Origin of the sequence: Erysipelothrix sp. P66 (assembly GCF_038682365.1) — a bacterium.
GTDB lineage: Bacteria > Bacillota_I > Bacilli_A > Erysipelotrichales > Erysipelotrichaceae > Erysipelothrix > Erysipelothrix piscisicarius.
The window spans coordinates 891,259-909,899 of sequence record NZ_CP152290.1; the positions used below are offsets into that span (position 1 = coordinate 891,259).

Sequence of the window (18,641 nt, forward strand, 5' to 3'; positions counted from 1 at the left end):
AGAATTAGATGGAGTTAAAAGTTTTAGTATTTGCTGAAGATAGTGTCGCTCAACGACTCTTTCCAATGCTACAAGATGACGAAATCCGCATCGTAGGTAAATCAAACGATGAGAACAAAGTCTTAGATGATATCTCAAAAACAAAACCAGATATTGTTCTAATTTATTCTTCTCATGAAAGTATTCTGCAACGTGTTTGTCAACAAATATATTTATTACGTCCTAAATCTGTACCTGTAGTTCTTACTCAAGAATATACAAGTGAAACGATGCAAAAGGTAATGCAAACAGGTGTTCATTATATCCTGCCAATGCAAATTGATCGTTCAACGTTAATACAGCAATTAAAAGGAATTCACAGTAATGAGTCATCTCGACTGATTGCGCTTGAGAACAGTTCAACCAATAACTGGAAATCAAAAGTTATTACAGTATTCAGTTCAAAGGGTGGTGTTGGTCGTACAACCGTTGCCATGAACTTAGCGGTTAAACTTGCGCAAAAGAAATTAAAAGTAGCGATTTTAGACTTTGATCTAGAATTTGGTGAAGTCGCTACAGCAATGCGTATCGAGACCAAAGACACCCTTGCAGAATTGTTACAAGAACAGGCGAGTCCAAACGTTGATACCATCCGAAAATATATGGCTGTTCACCCTTCCGGTGTGAATGTGCTTGCGGCACCGAACAGTCCTGAATTTGCGGATAACATTTCAGTTTCTCAAATTGAAAAAATCGTATCTTCACTTCGTTCCTATTATGATTACTTGATTATTGATACAAGTATGGGATTTAACAACATTAACTTGTCATGTTTTGATCTCTCATCAACAATTATTTATGTAACCGGAATGGATATTCCAACATTACGACGAACGAAAAAAGGCTTGTCGATTGTAACCTCACTAGCAGGTAATGAAAAAATTAAATTGGTAGTCGCAAAAGAAGAACCGGGTCGTGTAAAACCTAAAGATGTTTCACGCGTCTTGGAGTTCCCATTATGGCACACCGTTCCTTATGATTTAAAATCATCCATCGATGCACTGAATCAAGGGAAACCGATCGCGATTGATTCTCCATTATCGGGTGTCGCAAAGGCATATCAAGTTATGGCGGATGAAATTGATCAATCTGATTCACCTGATGAACAAGAAGCGGGACCTGCTGGACTGCTTGCGAAATTCTTACCAAAACCTAAAGAAAAACCTGCTAAAGCAAAAAAAGGTAAACGAAAAAAAGGTGGTAAATAATGAAGTTATCAGAACGCTTAGAACGTGCTAAAGCAACTGAAGGTGGCGGCTCCGGTGATGGACTAGCGTTTATGCCTGGTGTATTTGAAGTTGATGCCGAACCTCAAGTTGACCAATTTAAAGATTTAAAAGCTATTATTCACCGTGAAACTATTGATGCGTATAATGCACGCATTCAAGATAATCACGGCGATAAAGAAGGCATTGATGTTCGTGAAATAATTACAGAATGTTTAACCCAACGTGCAGAAGCCATGACTAAAGCAAAACGCGAACAGCTTATTCAAGAAATATTTGATGATGTTACTGGGTTGGGACCTTTAGAAGTTTTGATTCGGGATGAAGATATTTCTGAAATCATGGTTAACGGTCCAAATACCGTTTATATTGAACGTAAGGGTCGTCTTGAGTTATCCAACGTCTTCTTTAGAGATGATGCTCACGTAGCTCAAATTATTAACCGGATTGTTTCACCCTTGGGTCGACGTTGTGATGAAGCAAACCCAATGGTAGATGCGCGGTTACCGGATGGTTCCCGTGTTAATGCCATTGTACCTCCGGTAGCGCTAAGTGGCCCTACAATTACGATTCGTAAGTTTAATTCGACACCACTTCAAATTAGTGACTTAATTGGTTTTAATTCAATATCATTTGGGATGGCTGCATTTCTAGAAGCCTGTGTTAAGGGACGTTGTAATGTTGTGGTTTCTGGAGGTACTGGTTCTGGGAAAACCACATTATTGAACGTTTTATCCAGTTTTATTCCTGAAACGGAACGTATCGTAACCATTGAAGATGCGGCTGAAATTCAGTTGATGCAAAATCATGTTATTACCCTTGAAGCACGCCCTGCTAACGTTGAAGGTAAAGGTGCGGTAACGATTCGTGACATGGTAAAGAACTCCTTACGGATGCGTCCTGACCGTATTATTATCGGTGAGGTTCGTTCGGGAGAAGCCTTGGACATGTTACAAGCGATGAATACTGGTCATGATGGTTCTTTAGCGACAGGTCACGCCAATACACCTCGTGATATGGTTTCACGTCTTGAAACCATGGTTATGATGTCGGGAATGGACTTGCCGATTAAAGCGATTCGTGAACAAATTGCTTCTGCGATTAATATTATTGTTCAACAAACGCGTCTTCGTGATGGATCACGTAAAGTTGTATCGATCACCGAAGTTACAGGGATGGAGGGAGAAATTGTAACCCTTCAAGACATCTTTGTTTTCAAACAAGAGGGCTATGATGCTGCTGGTAAAGTTAAAGGTAAATTTATGCCAACAGGAATTCGTCCATACATCATTGATACATTAGAAGCGAATGGTATCCTTGTGAAAGATGAGTGGTTCCAAAAATAATGTGGATCATTATGGCAGCATGCCTTAGTTATATTACGCTTGTTGTCTTGCAGTTTGTATTAAATTTGATTTATCATCGCTTCATTATGTTGAAAGACCGTCTTGACTTAATTGAAAAACAAAGTTTATACGGATATTCAAAAAAATCAAAAAAAGATCAAAAGAAAGAGAAACAATCCATCAGTATTGAAGTTCCTGAAAAGTTAAAAGATAATCTTTTAATGGCTGGAATTAACTTACGACCTGATGAATTTCTAAAGATGTGGTTGGGTCTCGCTGCGTTTTCAGTTGTTATATGTGTTGCATTAGATAAAGGAATGATTGTGACGCTCTTTGCATTTGTAGCTGCTCTTGTAGGTCCGCCAATGTATATCAAGGTGAAACGTAAACAACGTATCGGTAAATTTAGCCAACAGTTAGGGGATGCCTTATTGATTCTCTCAAACAGTTTGCGTGCCGGATTTACCTTTGAACAAGCTCTTGCAAGTATAGCAAAAGATTTACCAGATCCAATTGGACCTGAATTTCTAAAAGTTTGCCGTGAAGTTGAATTGGGCGAGAACATTGAAAAATCACTTGCCGCAGTTTCGACACGCATGGAATCTGAAGAAATGAAATTGATGAATACCGCCGTTAGCATTCAGCGTCAAGTAGGGGGAAACCTTGCGGATGTTTTGGATAATATCGGTGAAGCAATTCGAGAACGTATTACCATTCAAAAAAATATTAAGGCGCTTACTGCACAAGGGGATGCATCTGCAAAAGTTATTGCGGGACTTCCGATTGTTGTTTTAGTCTTAATTTCGATGGTTAATAAAGAATATATGGAGCCTGTGTTTACCACGCCGTTTGGTTATGCACTGCTCGGTGTTAGTGCAACCCTTGAAATTATGGGTTATGCTATGATCAAAAAAATAACAAATATTGAGATGTAGGAGGAATTCATGATAAAAGCTATTACGGGAGCAATCTTTGCGTATGTCTTCGTAGATTTCGTAATGAGTGTATTAACAGGTAAAGCACTTGTGATTAAAAAGCGACTCGACGAAACAAAGAATTCAAGTACACAAAAACATGGTTCTGATGACATTTTAGATAAAACGTTCCAAGAACGTTTCTTACAACCTATTGTTGATAAATTGGTTCATGCCGTATCAACAATGTTACCGGTTAAAGCAGAATCGCAGCTAAAACTCGCAGATCGTTTGCTTAAAGCGGGAATTACCACCAACCCAAAAGATTATCGGGCAATGAACGTAATCATTATTGTCGGTTTTGGGGTGGTAGGACTTTATTTCGCAATTACATCCCATCAACGCGGATTTTCTCGAATTATGTATATGTTGATGGGAATGGCTGGTGGATACGTATATCGTCGTTATTCACTAGAGGGAAAGATAACAAAACGTAAAAAAGTTATCAAAGGACAATTGCCTGAAGTTATGGATATTTTAAGTGTTTCGGTTGTTGCTGGTTTGAGTTTTGACCAAGCACTCGGACATGTTACAACCAAAGCTGAAGGACCGTTGATTGATGAGTTTCGTATATGTCAGCGTGAAATTATGTTGGGGAAACCTCGTAAAGAGGCATTAAACCGACTATCCGAACGAACTGAAATTGAAGAGGTAAAAGCCTTTACCAACGCAATCATTCAAGCGGACGAACTTGGGATCTCACTTCAAAATGTATTGATGAGTCAATCGCAAATGATTCGTACTTCACATCGTCAAGATGTTGAAGAGCGTGCTGCGAAAATTCCAGTTAAGATTTTGATTCCAATGGTGCTCTTTATTTTCCCTGTTATCTTTATTATTCTGCTCGGTCCTGCTGTGCCGACGATTATTGAAGCATTGGGAGGCCGCTAATGATAAAAAACCTCGAGATTGCATCAAACTTTGGAACACGTTTTAAAGGTTTGATGTTAAGAAAAGAAATCAATGAAGATCAAGGGATGTTATTTCTTCATTGTGCTCGTGTTCACACTTGTTTTATGAAGTTTGACATTTGCGTAATCTACTTAGATAAAGACTTTAATATTATTGACCATGAAATAATAAAACCTTGGCGTCTGGGTAGAAAAGTAAAGGGTGCACGTCATCTAATTGAAGCGTCACCTGAAATTGTAACGTCACTAAGTGATATTACATTCCATGAATTAATTATGAAGGAGGGATAAGATGAACGATTTTTTTGATATGAGTTTTGGTGATGATTCAAAATCAAACGACTTTGCCATGCCGACATTTGATGCGTCAAATGACATCGAGGATGATGAAGATGATGAGCTCGAAGAATCATCAAATAAATTCAAAAAGACACTTTTCGGAGGCTATACACGCGGTAGTGTAGAAGCATATGTAGAACAAATTGAACAGAATGTTTCACAAATGCAAGGAAACCTCGAATTTCAAATTAAAGAAATGTTGCTTGAAAAAGCGTCACTTTCACAAGAAAACGCATTACTTAAATCACAATTTACCGATGCGGAATCGAAAATGATTGAAATTGAAGAAGAGTACAAACGCATTAAAGGTTTAAATGAAGAATTAGCTGAGAATATTAAACATCAAGAACAACAATTCTCAACTGAATTAAATCAATATAAAGCCGTTAGTGGAGAATTACAAGAAGAGTTAGATAAAATATCTTCTCACTATCAATCACTCCAGGAACAGTTAGAACGTGCACATGGTGAAGTATCCGTTTTAACCCAACAAGTGAAAGAAAATGAAGAAGAGAATATCAAAGTTGAACAATATCTTGATCAACTTGAAGCAAGTCTTCAAGAAAAGAACCGTGCACTTGAAGAAAGTGTTCGTCTTTTAAAACAAAAAGAAATTGAACTTGAGACAAGCAATGCGGAAGTCCATGAATTACGTGAGCAAATGTTAGTTATGGAAACAAAACTGGCTGAAAAAGATTCAGAAATTGCGCGTACCATGAAAATTTTAGAAGAGTATCAAGCTCAAGAAGAAAACTTTATGGCTTTAATCGATCAAAAAGAAGATATGATTCTTGAACGCAATAATGCACTACAAGAAGCTGCTCGTATGGTCGAATCACTTGAAACGCAACGCGAAGCATTTGAAGCCCGACTCATGGATCAACAAGGTACTATTGATGAGCAACAGGAATCAATTGAACATACACAATATGTCCTTGATGAGAAAGAAGAGGAAATTAAGACTCTTGAAGCCAAAATCCAAGAACTTAATGATGCTGTGGAAGCGATGAACAATCAAGATGATTTGGCAGTTGAAACATTAACCAATGAAGTTGAATTTTTAAGTAAAAAACTTGAACTGATGACATCTGAAAAAGATGAGACCGTAATGTTGTTGCAAGAAAAAATTCAAAATTTAACACAACAACTTGAACAAGTTCAATTACAACCAAATATTATGCAACGTGTAGAAGATATCCGTACACAATATGATCAATTACTGCAAAAGAAAGATATGATCATTAATCGTTTGGAAGCAGAAGTAAACAATGCTCCATCTTTTACATTCGATCAAGAACGTGCACTTTTAAAACAAGAAATTGCACAATTGCAAGAAGAACTTAAGCAAGAAATGATTGACAAATATCAGGTTCGTAAAGGATTGAACGATGAGGTGCGTCGTCTTAAAGAACGATTAGATACACAAACGTTTCAAGGGCAACCCAGACAAGACTTTGAACGGATTATCGATGAAAAAGACACCCAAATCAATCAACTCTTTCAGAAACTACAGAATATGCAAAAAGAAATGGAAGCATTAATGGGACGTGTTAATTTTACAAACCCATCTCATGATGCCTTGCAAGAACGGACTCGTATTCAACATATGAATATTCAAGATCCTGTTGTTGATCCGATCGCAAACTTTGCACCAACTCCAAAGGTTACTGAAACTACTGCAACTAAGAATGACTTTGAAGAAGAGATTGCTCGAATTTATAAGCAAATTGAAGCTCAAAGAGAAACGTTAGATGCATTTATGGATCATTATAAGTACAATTCATAATAAGAAAAAGGTATTCAAATTGAATACCTTTTTTTGTTAAAGTTCAAACAGTAATTGAGTGTAGGTAGGGAAGGGATAATGCGATTTTGCGATGACTCGTTCCATTTGATCAACAAGGGTTCGTATCGTCTCAAATTCTGGTCGAATTTGATGATGCATTGCGTATGCCTTTTCTTCTAAATCTGTGATTTGATGAACAAATAGTATTTTGTCTTCAAGCGTTATTATGGCCGCATCCAGAGCGTCAAGATTTGATTCAAGGTTTGTGATTTGACGTTGGATATAACTGCTTTGACTGTCTGAGGTTGATAGGTGATTAATAGCGGTGACAATTGCAGGCATAATATCTTGTTTTACCATCTTAAGTAATGTGTTTGCTTCGGTGTTGATGGTTTTGATAAAGCGTGTCTGCACGATGATGGTACGCGCTTCTAATTCACGCTCACTCAGAACATCCGTATTTTTAAATAGCGCAATTGTATTGGGATAGAGCATTGAAGCGATAGAATCTACATAGTGCTCAAGATTTGGTAAACCACGTTGTAATGCCTCTTCTTTCCAATTATCGTGATAAGCATCGCCATCAAAAATAATTCGATGGTGAGCCTTAATGATCCGCTGACAGTGTCCAAGGGCATGTTCGCGAATATCTTGAATATACTTGAATTGTTCTAAGTCATTCGCAATACGTTCAAGCGATTCAGCCATAATTGAACACAATACAGTATTCACAAAAGCACTACAAATCGAGGAACCAGGCATTCTAAACTCAAACTTATTTCCAGTAAATGCGAAAGGTGACGTACGGTTACGATCAGAGTAATCTTTCGTTACAGCGCTCAGTGTTGTAAGAGGAGTAAAATATTGAACTTCTTTTTCAATATTAATTTTCTTTGAGGTGGCCAATTGCTTAAATATTTCCTCAAGAACAGAACCTACAAAGAGTGAAATTATTGCGGGTGGTGCTTCGGATGCGCCGAGACGATGATCATTTCCTGCAGAGGAGGCTGCAAAGCGTAGTAATTCTGCGTGCGAGTCAACTGCCTCCACAAGCGCACATACGAATACAAGGAAACGAATATTTTCATGAGGACGCTCTCCAGGTTCAAAGAGATTATGCCCGGTATTGGTTACCAACGACCAGTTATTATGTTTACCTGAACCATTGATATTTTTGAATGGTTTTTCATGTAAAAGTGCAGATAAATGATGCTTTTTGGCAACACGTTGCAATGTTTCCATAACAATCATGTTTTGATCGAGCGCAATGTTTGCTTTATCAAAGTGGGTTACAATTTCAAATTGAGCTGGAGCAACTTCATTATGTTCTACTTTACTATAGACACCTAATTTCCAAAGTTCATCATTCACATCTTCCATATAATGAACTACATTTGAAGGAATATTCCCATAGTAGTGTCCCACTAAATCCTGACCTTTCGGAGCATTTTCGCCTAAAAGTGTACGTCCAGTAAATATTAAGTCTTCGCGTTTTTCAAAATGCTTCGCATTGACCAAAAAATATTCTTGTTCAAGTCCAATCATGGCATCAACACTTGTAACACTTTTATCACCTAAGAGATTGACGATACGTGTGGCTTGCTTACTTAAGGCCTCCATGGATTTTAAAAGAGGGGCTTTCTCATCTAAAGATTCACCGTGATAGGAAATAAAAATTGAAGGGATAAACAGGACATGACCGCGGATAAATGCGGGTGAGGTTACATCCCAATAGGTATAGCCACGTGCTTCAAATGTTTGTCTTAAACCGCCATTTGGAAACGATGATCCATCCGTTTCGCCTTTAATTAATGTTTTGCCAGAGAATCGCGTAATTGGCTTACCATTTCGATCCGGTTCGATGAAGGCATCATGTTTCTCAGCGCTCGATCCGGTCATGGGATGAAACCAATGCGAATAATGAGTTGCCCCATGCTCCAATGCCCAGACTTTCATCGCATGAGCAATGGCTTCGGCATTTGCCATATCCATTTTCTCTTTATATTGGATTGCACTCAGCCAGCGTTCAAAAACAGGACGTGGTAAATATTCACTCATCACATCTTTTGTGAAGAGTTTACATCCAAAATCTTCGTAAGGTTTCTTCATTGTATTTCTCCTTTTTTCTTGTCAAATATAAAATATTTTGGGATGAATGTAAAGATTTTTTTTAGTTTGTTGGGTTATTTTAAAAAAAAATGGAAAATTCATAAAATTTTTGGAGTTTTTAGTAAGGAATTGAAAACGAATTATTTTAATGTATACTTAATAAAACGTTTAAAATAATTGACAAACTCATGGATTTTAAAATGTATATTTATTTTAACAAAAACACTTTTAATTGTGTAATTGTTGTGATAGAATTACGAAGAAATAGGAGAGATAAGTATGAAATACAGTGAATTAATTGAAATCGCACTACAAAATTCAAGATGTGTAGCGCTATCCGACAACGCATCATTAGATGGTGAGTCTACTGCAATGCTATCAAAAGATGGAACCGTATTTACCGGAATTTCAGTACAAAGTGTAACTCAGGCAGGTTGCAATTCAGGCGTGAGTGCCATTGCTGAAGCTTTAAAGTCCGGTCAATCACATTTTATTAAGATGGTGACCGTAAACAGCAAGGGCGATATTATTGCACCTTCAGGTCAGACACGTGACTTGCTTGCACAAATCAATTCTGAAAATAAACAATGCGAGATCATGGTTTCTAAAGATCACTTAGTAATTCTTGATCAACTTTTGCCTTACACAGCATGTTAACACGGGAAACCGTGTTTTTTTATTGCGCGAATAATGCGATAATAGATTGAGAGAAAATAAAAACGATACAATCAAATTAAATAAGTTGACCAATGGTCAGTTTGGTGTTAAACTAGAAAACGGCTGACATAATGACCAATGGTCAGTTTGTATCGGAGGAGGGAAATATGGTATCTAAACTTGAGAAAAACAAGTTACTTAAAGAAAACAAGTTGTATAACGCAGCGTATGATTTATTTACAAGTCATGGTATTAATGAAACATCAATCAGCGATATTGCGAAGCATGCAGGTGTTGGCAAAGGAACGTTTTATCTTTATTTCAAAGATAAGTATGATATTTTAGATCGCATTATCTTTAAAAAAAGCTCCGATGTCTTAGTCTATGCAGTAAATGAAACACACTTAAATGTATTTGAACATTTTGAAGATGAAGTAATCTTCTTTATAAACGTGATTCTTGATTTTTTAGAAAAAGATCGTTTACTGCTTAAGCTTATTCATAAGAATTTATCATGGGGGGTTCTTAAAAGAGCAAAAGAAGACTATGAAGAGATTAACCTAATCTATCATATGTTTACGAAAGGCCTAAAAGATGTAGGGATATCCGATGCGGAAATCGATCATACGATTTACATCGTAATCGAACTTACCGGTTCGATTGCGTATAATACAATCATTCTTGAGGAACCTTCAAGTTTAGAAACCATGAAACCTTTCCTGTTTGATACCATAAAACGTATTATTAGGAGATGATTTCGTGAAGAAAGGTTTTACCCAAGCGTTTGGAGATGCAATTGCAAAACATCGCAAAATAATTTTAATCATTGCGACCTTGTTATTGATCCCATCGCTTTACGGCACAGTTTCTACGAAGATAAATTATGATATTTTAACTTATCTTCCCAAAGATTCTGAGTCGGTTAAAGGTCAAGAAATATTAGACCGAGAATTTGGTGGTGCTTCTACAGGAATGTTAGTCATAGAAAATATGACAAACAAAGATGTCGTAAAGACCAAAGAAAAAATTAAAATGGTTAAGGGTGTTGAAGATGTTATTTGGGTTGATGATCTCGTAGATACATCAGTTCCCTCAACAATGCTACCGGAAGATGTTCAATCCTTGTTATTCCGTGAAAACTCAACATTACTGATCGTTAAGTTTGAAGAAGGAAACGCAGCACCGCTTACCCATGAAGCAATTGGTGAGATACGATCAATGCTTGATGACCATTCATTTCTGAGTGGGATGTCGGCATTACTTAAAGACACGAAGGAGCTTGCTGATGCTCAAACACCCATTTATGTGGGACTTGCAGTTCTACTTGCTACTTTAGTGCTTGCAATGACGTTAGAGTCAACAATTATACCCTTTATTATTCTATTAAGTATAGGCTATGCAATCGCATATAACTTTGGAACAAACGTGATATTTGGTCAAATATCATATATAACCAAATCCTTAGCCGCAGTACTTCAATTGGGCGTTACTTTGGATTATTCAATTTTCTTATTGCATCGTTATGAAGAAGAATTACGTAAAAATCCAAATAAAGAACACGCAATGGGTTCTGCAATCGCTTCAACCGCATCGTCAATTGTAGGGAGTTCGTTAACAACCGTTGCAGGATTTTTAGCTATCGGTGCTATGAATCTAACCATTGGTAAAGATATTGGATTTGTAATGGCTAAAGGTGTTGTCTTAGGTGTTTTATCTGTATTGACAGTCTTACCTTCATTAATTCTTATCTTCGATGGTCCGATTCATAAATGGCGCCATCGCACCATATTACCAGAATTTGATCATCTATCTAAATTGGTAACACGTCATGCGAAAACCTTTGTATTAATTGGTGCAATCCTTTTTGTACCGGCATACATTGGCCAAAGTAATAATGATGTTTACTATAACCTTGATGAATCTTTACCCAAAGATATGACATCCATGGTTGCACTTACAAAACTTAAAGATGATTATAATATGCAAACAACACATTTCGCTGTTATTCCGAATACGGTTCCTGATTTCGAAATCACCCGAATGATTAAAGAAATCGAAGCGTTAGATGGCATTGAAAATGTTATTTCATATCAAAAATATGTAGGACCAACAATCCCAGAATCATTCTTACCAGAAAAAGTTGTTTCAATCTTTGAAAAAGGTGATTACAAACGTTTAATTATTAATTCTTCATTTAAATCCGCTACGGATGAAGAAAATCAACAAATTGAAGCAATTTCTTCAATTATGAAACGTTACGATGACAACGCATTATTAACTGGAGAAGGGGTATTAACGAAAGACCTCATTGATATTGCGGACGAAGACTTTGCTCGTGTTAATACGCTAAGCTTTGCGGCAGTATTTATCATTATTGCCCTTGTCTTTATGTCTGTATCGATTCCGGTTCTTCTAATCGCCGCAATTATGCTTGCCATCTTTATAAACATGAGTGTTCCATTCTATATGGGATCATCAATACCTTTTATCGCCGGTATTGTAATTGGTTCTATCCAATTAGGTGCTACAGTCGATTACGCCATACTGCTTACTACGCGATTTAAAGAAGAGTGTGGAAATGGTTTAGAAAAACATGATGCGATGGAAATCGCTGTTAAAGAGTCTGCTAAGTCAATTACAACAAGCGGATTAGCGTTTTTCGGTTCAACAGTTGGCGTCGCTATGATTTCGGAGATGGAACTGGTATCAAGTTTAAGTGGCATGATTGCACGCGGTGCGATCATTTCTACGCTGGTTATTTTATTTATCCTTCCGGGTATTTTACTTGGCTGTGAAGGCATTATTAGTAAAACAACACGCGGATGGATCAAACGTAATAAAGGAGATGTAAGAACGAATGAAGACTAAAAATTCAATCCGTGCACTCAGTGGAGCAATTGCGATAAGTATGGTTGCAGTTATACCAGTTAGTGCAGATGAACCCATAAAAAAAGATGAAACTGTATTTGTAAATTTAGATAGTGATGGTCGGGTCATCCATAAAGTATCGAGTGTACACTTGCATTCAGATAAAGCACTAAAAACAGTAACGGATCAATCCAATCTAAAAAATATTGTAAATGTTAAAACAGATGATCAACCGGGAATTGCTGGAAATACAGTACTTTGGAATACCGATCAAAAAGATGTGTATTATCAAGGTGATCTTGAACAAGCTCTACCAATTGAGACAACCATTCACTATACCTTAGATGGTAAAACGGTTCGTCCTGAAGAAATTCTAGGACAAAGTGGTCGATTGAAAATTTCAATTGACATTAAAAATAACGATCCACGCACTATTAAATTAAAAAATGGAGGTACTAAGAACGGCTATGCACCTTATTTGGTTGCAACGGTCATGAACTTATCATCAGACGTCTTTAAAGATGTTACTGTGAATACGGGTAAGTTAATTCAAGATGGAAACAATCAAATCGCAACCTTTGCAGTGCTTCCAGGGATGAAAGAGAATTTAGGTATTACTAAAGACTTATTTGGTCTTGATAACCATATTGAAGTCCAAGCGAATGTTGTAGATTTTGAAATGAGTCCAATTGTTTTTACCGCAACTTCAAACATTCCTGATTTAGATGCATTAGACCATTTCGATCGTGTTGACGATATCGCAAGAAGCATTGATACATTAAAAGATGCTGCCAACCAACTTGCTGATGGAACACAACAATTATCGGAGGGTTCAAATCAATTAAATAGTGGTATTACTGACTATGTAAATGCAGTTGGTAAGATTAACGATGGATCGCATGAACTTTCATCTGGAGCAGGTGTTTTCTTCGATGGAATCTATCGCAGTTCAGTTGGTGCACAATCCCTTGCTGACAATACCTCGCTGTTTGGTGAAAAAGCTGCACAGTTAAGTCATGGGTACATGGCTTTAAGTGAAGGTGTGACACAGTATGCGTCAAAAGCAACACAGTTAAGTGATGGTTTTGTTAAGGCTTCTGAAGCATTGAAACCAGTTAAAGGTTCAGTTTCAAAACTCAATTCAGGTATGGCCCAAATTGATGCAGGAACACAACAACTTACCGAAGGCACTGATCAAGTTGTCACCGGTGTAACGGGAGTTCAAGGTGCTAATACAATGGGATTAAATCAAATTAATCAATCTACACAAACCATTGCATCATTGAAAGATCAAATGTCTGTACTTGAAAAGGCAATTGCACTCATTCCAGAAGAAAAAGACCGTACAGAAATTCAACAAGAATACGAAGCACTCGTTAAAACGGTTCATGCCCTTGAACAATCGAATGCAGCTGTAAATTCAATTTATGGCCAAATCGACTCACAACTTCCAAAACTTGTAGAGGGTAGTGAAGCCGTGAAACAAGGACTTGAAACTGTGAATACAAATCAAAAAGCTGTTTTAACGGGTCTTGGCCAACTGGACAACGGTTTGGAACAATTTGATAATGTTTCGATGTTACTGAATGAAAACGCAAAAAAACTTAACGAAGGCGCTATGGTTCTTGATGCTAAATCAAAAGAGGCGTTTGAAGGAAGTAAGCTTTTATTGGAAGGATCATCAAAACTTGCTTCAGGTGCTACGGAATTATCCAATGGAATGAACCAACTTAATGATGGATCAAGTTCTGTCAAAGAAGGTCTCGATGCACTTGCAAGTGGAACCACTCAGGCATATGTAGCCGGCTCTCAACTTGAATCAGGATCCTCAAAACTGGCTGAAGGTTCAATGGAATTAAACAACAAGGTTTCTGAAGGCCTCGCTGAAGCTAAGTCACATGATGAAATAAGTCTTGATGATTTAACTCGCGTGCTGGATGTGAAAGATGGGCTTATTGAAATTGCTGAAAGCAACACAACAATAAGTGGTCTTGGCTCCGATATGGAAGGAAGTTCGAAAATGATTATGAGAACTGAAGCCATAAAAAAAGAGAAAGAAACAAAAGTAATTGAAGAAACAGTCAAAGAACATAAAGGATTCTTTGCATGGATCAAAGAAAAGATCGGCAAATAAAAAAAACGACTTCGGTCGTTTTTTTTACGCCTCAATTTGAGTGAGGTTTGCATAAAGCGTCGTGACAATTGCAATGATAATTCCAGGAATTACCCATGATAATTTAAGTTGATGTAAAGGAAGTTCACTTACAATTTTAAAGAATGTATTCTGAGCATGGTTAATGCTTGACATAACGCTTATACTTCCGACAACAATGGTCGTAATTTTAAAGGTTATATCCGGGATGTTCCCAATCAATGTAAGGAGTATCAATGTAATCGCAATTGGATAGATTGCACTCAGTATTGGTGAACTGATGGCTAATATTTGATTGAGTCCGAAGTTTCCAATTACTAAACTTATACTCGAAAGTAAAACGACAAATTTTTCATAATTGAGAATTTTGAGTAGCTCTGAGAAATATTTACTGCATGAGGTAATGAGACCGACACAGGTTGTTAAGCATGCAAGGGTAAAGATAATCCCAAGTACAATGGGTCCATAAGTGCCATAGGCGGCATATGACACCGCAATGAGTACTTCCGCACCGTTTGTGGCATTGGGTAAACTTGGCGCGATATGAGAGCCTAAAAGCGCTAAAAGGATGTATACAAGAAATAATAAAACTGCGGCAATTGCTCCAACACGATATGTTGTTTTGCGAATAACTTTTTTGTCTGTAACCCCGAAATCACGAATAATCATCGAAAGGACAAGCCCAACGGTAAGCGATCCAATCGCATCCATCGTCATATATCCGTCGACAAAGGCCGCGGTTGCAGGGTGGAGACGATAAGGATCTTGCGGTGGGAGGATAATTTGCGTATGATTTGAAAAAATTAAAATCGAAGTAAGCACTAAAAGACTCAAAAGAATCGGTGTTAGAACTTTTCCCATGCGATCCACCAATTTACTTGGTTTCATTGACAACCAACCAGCTAGACCAAAGAATACAAGCGTATAAACAAACATACCAATTCCTAAATGCGACTCAGCCAACATCGGTTTTATTGCGATTTCAAAAGGCATTGTACCCGCACGCGGGATCGCTAAGCCGGGGCCTATTGATATATAGATGACAACTGTAAAAGCTGTAGCGAAGTAAGGATGAACCTTTGATCCGATTGGATAAAATCCTTCTGCTTTCGCAACTGCACAGATTCCTAAAAAGGTTAAAAATACTGCGGACAAAGAAAAGAAAAAAATCGATATCGGAAGGTTGTATCCCGATTGGTAACCGATCATGGATGGGAAAATAAGGTTTCCCGCTCCAAAAAACATGGAAAAAACAGTAATACCGAGAGAGAGAATCTCAAGGCGTGATAATTTATTCATAACAGACCCCAATTTCTAGAATTTTAGTTTATAGTGTGAAGATGGATTTTAAGTGAAATTAACTTAATTACCGAGAATATGGTCGAAGTTTTTTTCAAATAAAGTTATTTGGTAGTCTATCGTATTATAGGTAATTAAAGGACTGGTATTATTCGCCTTATTCTTAATAAGGTCACTCAATTCAATCAAGTGATTGTGATGATTCCGAATTAATTGTGCCATACGGTCAGTGCTTTTGAGTTCATCATTGAGGTAGTTCTGTTGACAGACCATATCTCCATGACTTCGCGATTTAAATCGAATGGATTTATTTAAAGAGGCAATCCGTACATCTTTATGGTCTGTTAAACGAAACGATCTTAAAAATGTGCGATGATAATTATCTTTATAAAAGGTTCCATCTTGATTGAGAATAACGTAAGATCCAGTATGCGTTAAAATGAGTTGAGATTCCAATTCATTACCGCATTTATAAAAACGTGTGTGTTTCATAAATGGATTTAAAGATGAATACATAAACAAACCAATACACACCGATATTAATAGAAAGTAGGTTATGAGATTCTTTTTATTCATAATATTGATCCCCCGCTCATGCACTATAATAAGGATTATACACTGTTTTATTGATTAATGGATATCTTTCGCTTTGATTTGAATTTTTCTGTTGAATGAAGGTGTTGTTTAAGAATTTTGAATTGTGGTCTCGGGACCTTAAATCGATTTAAGTTTTAGTTAAGGTGATATTAAGAATTAGATCTTATTATTATCTTTGTCGAACGGTCTGGGGGGAAATGTATGCCCGATACATTGGACCGAAAAATATATTCGCACTTCTCCTTGAATATATTTCGACATGAAAACGATGTAGCCTTTTGTCGTTTAGCTACATCGTTTTTTTTATTTGTTTTTAACTTCGTCTAAAATCAATTTCAAAGCATGGTTCGTTGCCATTTCTTGAATATGAATGCGCTCATTCGCATGATTTCGTCCTAATTGTAATCTTTTAACAGATACACGTTCCGCAGTGGCTATAGCCACATAAACCAAACCAACAGGTTTTTCATCAGAACCGCCTGTTGGTCCAGCGATGCCGGTTATCCCAACTCCAAGATCCGATTCAGCCAATAATCGAACGTTTGTGGCCATTTGCGCTGCCACTTCAGGTGAAACAGCACCCACGGTTTCAAAATACGCTTGAGGTATGTTTAAAATTTTATGTTTTTGTTCATTTGAGTATGTTGTCACACCTAAATTAAATACTTGGGAGCTCCCGGATACACGCGTTATTCGAGAACTGATTAACCCACCGGTACAACTTTCTGCAGTTGCAACCGTCATATTTTTACTTGCAAGTAAGGGAACGATCACCGATTCCAAAGCGGGAATATCAGTACTGTAATAAAAATCGTAGAATAAGTCTTTTATTTCTTCAAGAACTGGTTTAATGAGTGCATCTGCTTCTTGGTAGGTTTTGCCACTGGCTGTAACACGCAACATCACACTACCATCCGCTACATAGGGGGCGATGGTAGGGTTTTGATAATCGATCATTTTATCTTTTAAAATCGATTCAACTTTTGATTCCCCAATTCCAAATAAATAGAGTTTATGAGATACAAGTACTAAGTTAGTCTTTTGGCTTAGATAATCGTTCACAGATGTTTCAAACATCATCGTCATTTCACGGGGTGGACCGGGCAACATTATCACGGTATGATTCTTAGTTTCAATACAAACTCCAGGAGCTGTACCGCATAAATTTTCAAAAACATGGGCACCTTGTGGAATCATTGCTTGCTTGATATTATTTTCGGTCATTGATCTGCCGGTGGTTTTAAAATATGCTTCAAGTTTGTTCATTGAAGGTTGATGAAGGGTAAGGGGGCGTTCTAAGACCTCTGCAATCACTTCTTTGGTTAAGTCATCATAAGTCGGGCCCAATCCTCCAGTGAAAATAATGAGTTCGCTTCGTTTCAACGCCTCTTTAAACGTCTCTTCCAGACGGTTTGGATTATCACCAACAACACTTTGGTGATAACAAAAGATTCCATTGCTTGCAAGTTGTTGCGCGATGTATGTCGCATTTGTATTCACAACATCCCCTAACAACAATTCCGTTCCTACACAAATAATTTCTGCTTTCATAATTCAGCTCCATTCTTTTAATATCATAGCACTCTTACCTTAAATACACGAGAAGAATTCTTAATGACATTTTGTGAAGGTTTCATGACAGTCGTTTGTTTCGATGTGGATTCACTTTATAATAAAACACAGAAAATCGTTTAATTTAAAAGATTGCAAGAGGAGAATCGTTTATGAAGCATCAATGGGAAAATTCACTTCATTTATTAAAGGTTGGTAATGTTCGGTTTACCCACCAAACCGTTAAAAATTCACATCATTCACAACATGACATGCAAGACTTAGGGGAGGGACAAAATCCTTATGCAATTATCCTAAGTTGTTCGGATTCACGGGTATCCCCTGATATTATTTTTGATTGTAAGTTGGGAGATTTGTTTTTAATTCAAAATGCTGGGAATGTTACGGATGCTTCGGTGTTAGGAAGCATTGAATATGCGGTTGAAAATCTTAAAACACCTTTGGTTGTTGTTTTAGGGCACAGTCAATGTGGCGCAATTAATGCTGCTTATCATCAACTGTCCTTAAAAGGGAATTTGAAAACGATTGTTGATCAGATTCAGGCGCATGTAGTGCAAGAAGGGATTGACATTTCTTCAGCAAATCACGCACGAAAAACAGCTCTTAAAATTGCGGAAAATTCCTCGATTCAACGCCATGATGTAAAAGTTATCAGTGCATTTTATGACATCACTACCGGCAATGTGTCATGGCTATAATGGCTTTAATATCATTTGAGTACTAAATTCACAAATATTTGCTATACTAGTATGCAGATAAGTAATGT

At 37.2% G+C, this 18,641-nt stretch carries 15 protein-coding genes; 11 read left to right on the plus strand and 4 right to left on the minus strand.

Features of this window, described 5'->3' with window-relative positions; genetic code table 11:
- Nucleotides 1–8 precede the first annotated feature (8 nt).
- The 6 genes from AAG186_RS04355 to AAG186_RS04380 are packed head-to-tail and all read left to right on the plus strand — an operon-like array spanning nt 9 to nt 6,621.
- A complete protein-coding gene (locus AAG186_RS04355) occupies nt 9–1,247 on the plus strand; it encodes a P-loop NTPase (protein WP_161636474.1) in 1,239 nt (412 codons plus the stop codon).
- Complete coding sequence (locus AAG186_RS04360) at nt 1,247–2,611, plus strand: CpaF family protein (protein WP_161636473.1); 1,365 nt, start codon at nt 1,247–1,249, stop codon at nt 2,609–2,611. The genes AAG186_RS04355 and AAG186_RS04360 overlap by 1 nt, the downstream gene beginning before the upstream one ends.
- The gene (locus tag AAG186_RS04365) at nt 2,611–3,546 is read left to right on the plus strand and encodes a type II secretion system F family protein (protein WP_228410252.1); all 936 of its coding nucleotides are present in this window, start codon (nt 2,611–2,613) and stop codon (nt 3,544–3,546) included. The genes AAG186_RS04360 and AAG186_RS04365 overlap by 1 nt, the downstream gene beginning before the upstream one ends.
- A 9-nt stretch (nt 3,547–3,555) precedes the next feature.
- The gene (locus AAG186_RS04370; protein WP_161636472.1) at nt 3,556–4,476 is read left to right on the plus strand and encodes a type II secretion system F family protein; all 921 of its coding nucleotides are present in this window, start codon (nt 3,556–3,558) and stop codon (nt 4,474–4,476) included.
- Complete coding sequence (locus AAG186_RS04375) at nt 4,476–4,787, plus strand: DUF192 domain-containing protein (protein ID WP_125164523.1); 312 nt, start codon at nt 4,476–4,478, stop codon at nt 4,785–4,787. Before AAG186_RS04370 ends, AAG186_RS04375 begins: the two co-directional genes overlap by 1 nt.
- Before the next feature lies 1 nt (nt 4,788).
- Entirely contained in the window at nt 4,789–6,621 is a 1,833-nt protein-coding gene (locus AAG186_RS04380) for a hypothetical protein (protein WP_342621263.1), read from the plus strand.
- 36 nt (nt 6,622–6,657) lie between these two features.
- Here AAG186_RS04380 and AAG186_RS04385 read toward each other — a convergent pair whose 3' ends face one another.
- Nucleotides 6,658–8,730 carry a glutamine synthetase III gene (locus tag AAG186_RS04385; RefSeq protein ID WP_342621264.1) on the minus strand — a complete coding sequence of 691 codons (2,073 nt, stop codon included), beginning with the start codon at nt 8,728–8,730 and terminating at the stop codon, nt 6,658–6,660.
- 279 nt (nt 8,731–9,009) lie between these two features.
- Between AAG186_RS04385 and AAG186_RS04390 the strand changes: the two genes are divergently transcribed.
- From AAG186_RS04390 to AAG186_RS04405, 4 genes are all read left to right on the plus strand, one after another.
- A complete protein-coding gene (locus AAG186_RS04390) occupies nt 9,010–9,387 on the plus strand; it encodes a cytidine deaminase (RefSeq protein WP_125164520.1) in 378 nt (125 codons plus the stop codon).
- 167 nt (nt 9,388–9,554) lie between these two features.
- Entirely contained in the window at nt 9,555–10,142 is a 588-nt protein-coding gene (locus AAG186_RS04395; RefSeq protein ID WP_161636469.1) for a TetR/AcrR family transcriptional regulator, read from the plus strand.
- 4 nt (nt 10,143–10,146) lie between these two features.
- Nucleotides 10,147–12,255, plus strand: a complete 2,109-nt coding sequence (locus AAG186_RS04400; protein WP_161636468.1) for an MMPL family transporter — start codon at nt 10,147–10,149, stop codon at nt 12,253–12,255.
- On the plus strand, nt 12,245–14,389 hold the full coding sequence (locus tag AAG186_RS04405) for a hypothetical protein (protein WP_342621265.1): 2,145 nt from the start codon (nt 12,245–12,247) through the stop codon (nt 14,387–14,389). Before AAG186_RS04400 ends, AAG186_RS04405 begins: the two co-directional genes overlap by 11 nt.
- Nucleotides 14,390–14,413: 24 nt before the next feature.
- On the opposite strand, the gene brnQ is transcribed toward AAG186_RS04405, so the two are convergent.
- The 3 genes from brnQ to AAG186_RS04420 all read right to left on the minus strand — a co-directional run bounded on the left by brnQ (nt 14,414) and on the right by AAG186_RS04420 (nt 17,854).
- The gene (brnQ, locus tag AAG186_RS04410; RefSeq protein WP_342621266.1) at nt 14,414–15,706 is read right to left on the minus strand and encodes a branched-chain amino acid transport system II carrier protein; all 1,293 of its coding nucleotides are present in this window, start codon (nt 15,704–15,706) and stop codon (nt 14,414–14,416) included.
- A gap of 63 nt (nt 15,707–15,769) precedes the next feature.
- Nucleotides 15,770–16,282, minus strand: coding sequence for a hypothetical protein (locus AAG186_RS04415; RefSeq protein ID WP_342621268.1), 513 nt, complete (start codon nt 16,280–16,282; stop codon nt 15,770–15,772).
- A 324-nt stretch (nt 16,283–16,606) separates the two neighbouring features.
- Nucleotides 16,607–17,854 (minus strand): competence/damage-inducible protein A, encoded by a 1,248-nt coding sequence (locus AAG186_RS04420; RefSeq protein WP_161636464.1) that lies wholly within the window; start codon nt 17,852–17,854, stop codon nt 16,607–16,609.
- A 173-nt stretch (nt 17,855–18,027) separates the two neighbouring features.
- Here AAG186_RS04420 and AAG186_RS04425 point away from each other — a divergent pair, with 173 nt between their 5' ends.
- Nucleotides 18,028–18,573 carry a carbonic anhydrase gene (locus AAG186_RS04425; protein WP_342621270.1) on the plus strand — a complete coding sequence of 182 codons (546 nt, stop codon included), beginning with the start codon at nt 18,028–18,030 and terminating at the stop codon, nt 18,571–18,573.
- Nucleotides 18,574–18,641: the final 68 nt, after the last annotated feature.

Coding starts and splice junctions, on each gene's coding strand:
- AAG186_RS04355 (WP_161636474.1), top strand. CDS start 9: ATGGAGTTAAAAGTTTTAGTATTTGCTGAAGATAGTGTCGCTCAACGA.
- AAG186_RS04360 (WP_161636473.1), top strand. CDS start 1,247: ATGAAGTTATCAGAACGCTTAGAACGTGCTAAAGCAACTGAAGGTGGC.
- AAG186_RS04365 (WP_228410252.1), top strand. CDS start 2,611: ATGTGGATCATTATGGCAGCATGCCTTAGTTATATTACGCTTGTTGTC.
- AAG186_RS04380 (WP_342621263.1), top strand. CDS start 4,789: ATGAACGATTTTTTTGATATGAGTTTTGGTGATGATTCAAAATCAAAC.
- brnQ (WP_342621266.1), bottom strand. CDS start 15,706: ATGAATAAATTATCACGCCTTGAGATTCTCTCTCTCGGTATTACTGTT.
- AAG186_RS04385 (WP_342621264.1), bottom strand. CDS start 8,730: ATGAAGAAACCTTACGAAGATTTTGGATGTAAACTCTTCACAAAAGAT.
- AAG186_RS04405 (WP_342621265.1), top strand. CDS start 12,245: ATGAAGACTAAAAATTCAATCCGTGCACTCAGTGGAGCAATTGCGATA.
- AAG186_RS04395 (WP_161636469.1), top strand. CDS start 9,555: ATGGTATCTAAACTTGAGAAAAACAAGTTACTTAAAGAAAACAAGTTG.
- AAG186_RS04420 (WP_161636464.1), bottom strand. CDS start 17,854: ATGAAAGCAGAAATTATTTGTGTAGGAACGGAATTGTTGTTAGGGGAT.
- AAG186_RS04370 (WP_161636472.1), top strand. CDS start 3,556: ATGATAAAAGCTATTACGGGAGCAATCTTTGCGTATGTCTTCGTAGAT.
- AAG186_RS04390 (WP_125164520.1), top strand. CDS start 9,010: ATGAAATACAGTGAATTAATTGAAATCGCACTACAAAATTCAAGATGT.
- AAG186_RS04425 (WP_342621270.1), top strand. CDS start 18,028: ATGAAGCATCAATGGGAAAATTCACTTCATTTATTAAAGGTTGGTAAT.
- AAG186_RS04375 (WP_125164523.1), top strand. CDS start 4,476: ATGATAAAAAACCTCGAGATTGCATCAAACTTTGGAACACGTTTTAAA.
- AAG186_RS04415 (WP_342621268.1), bottom strand. CDS start 16,282: ATGAATAAAAAGAATCTCATAACCTACTTTCTATTAATATCGGTGTGT.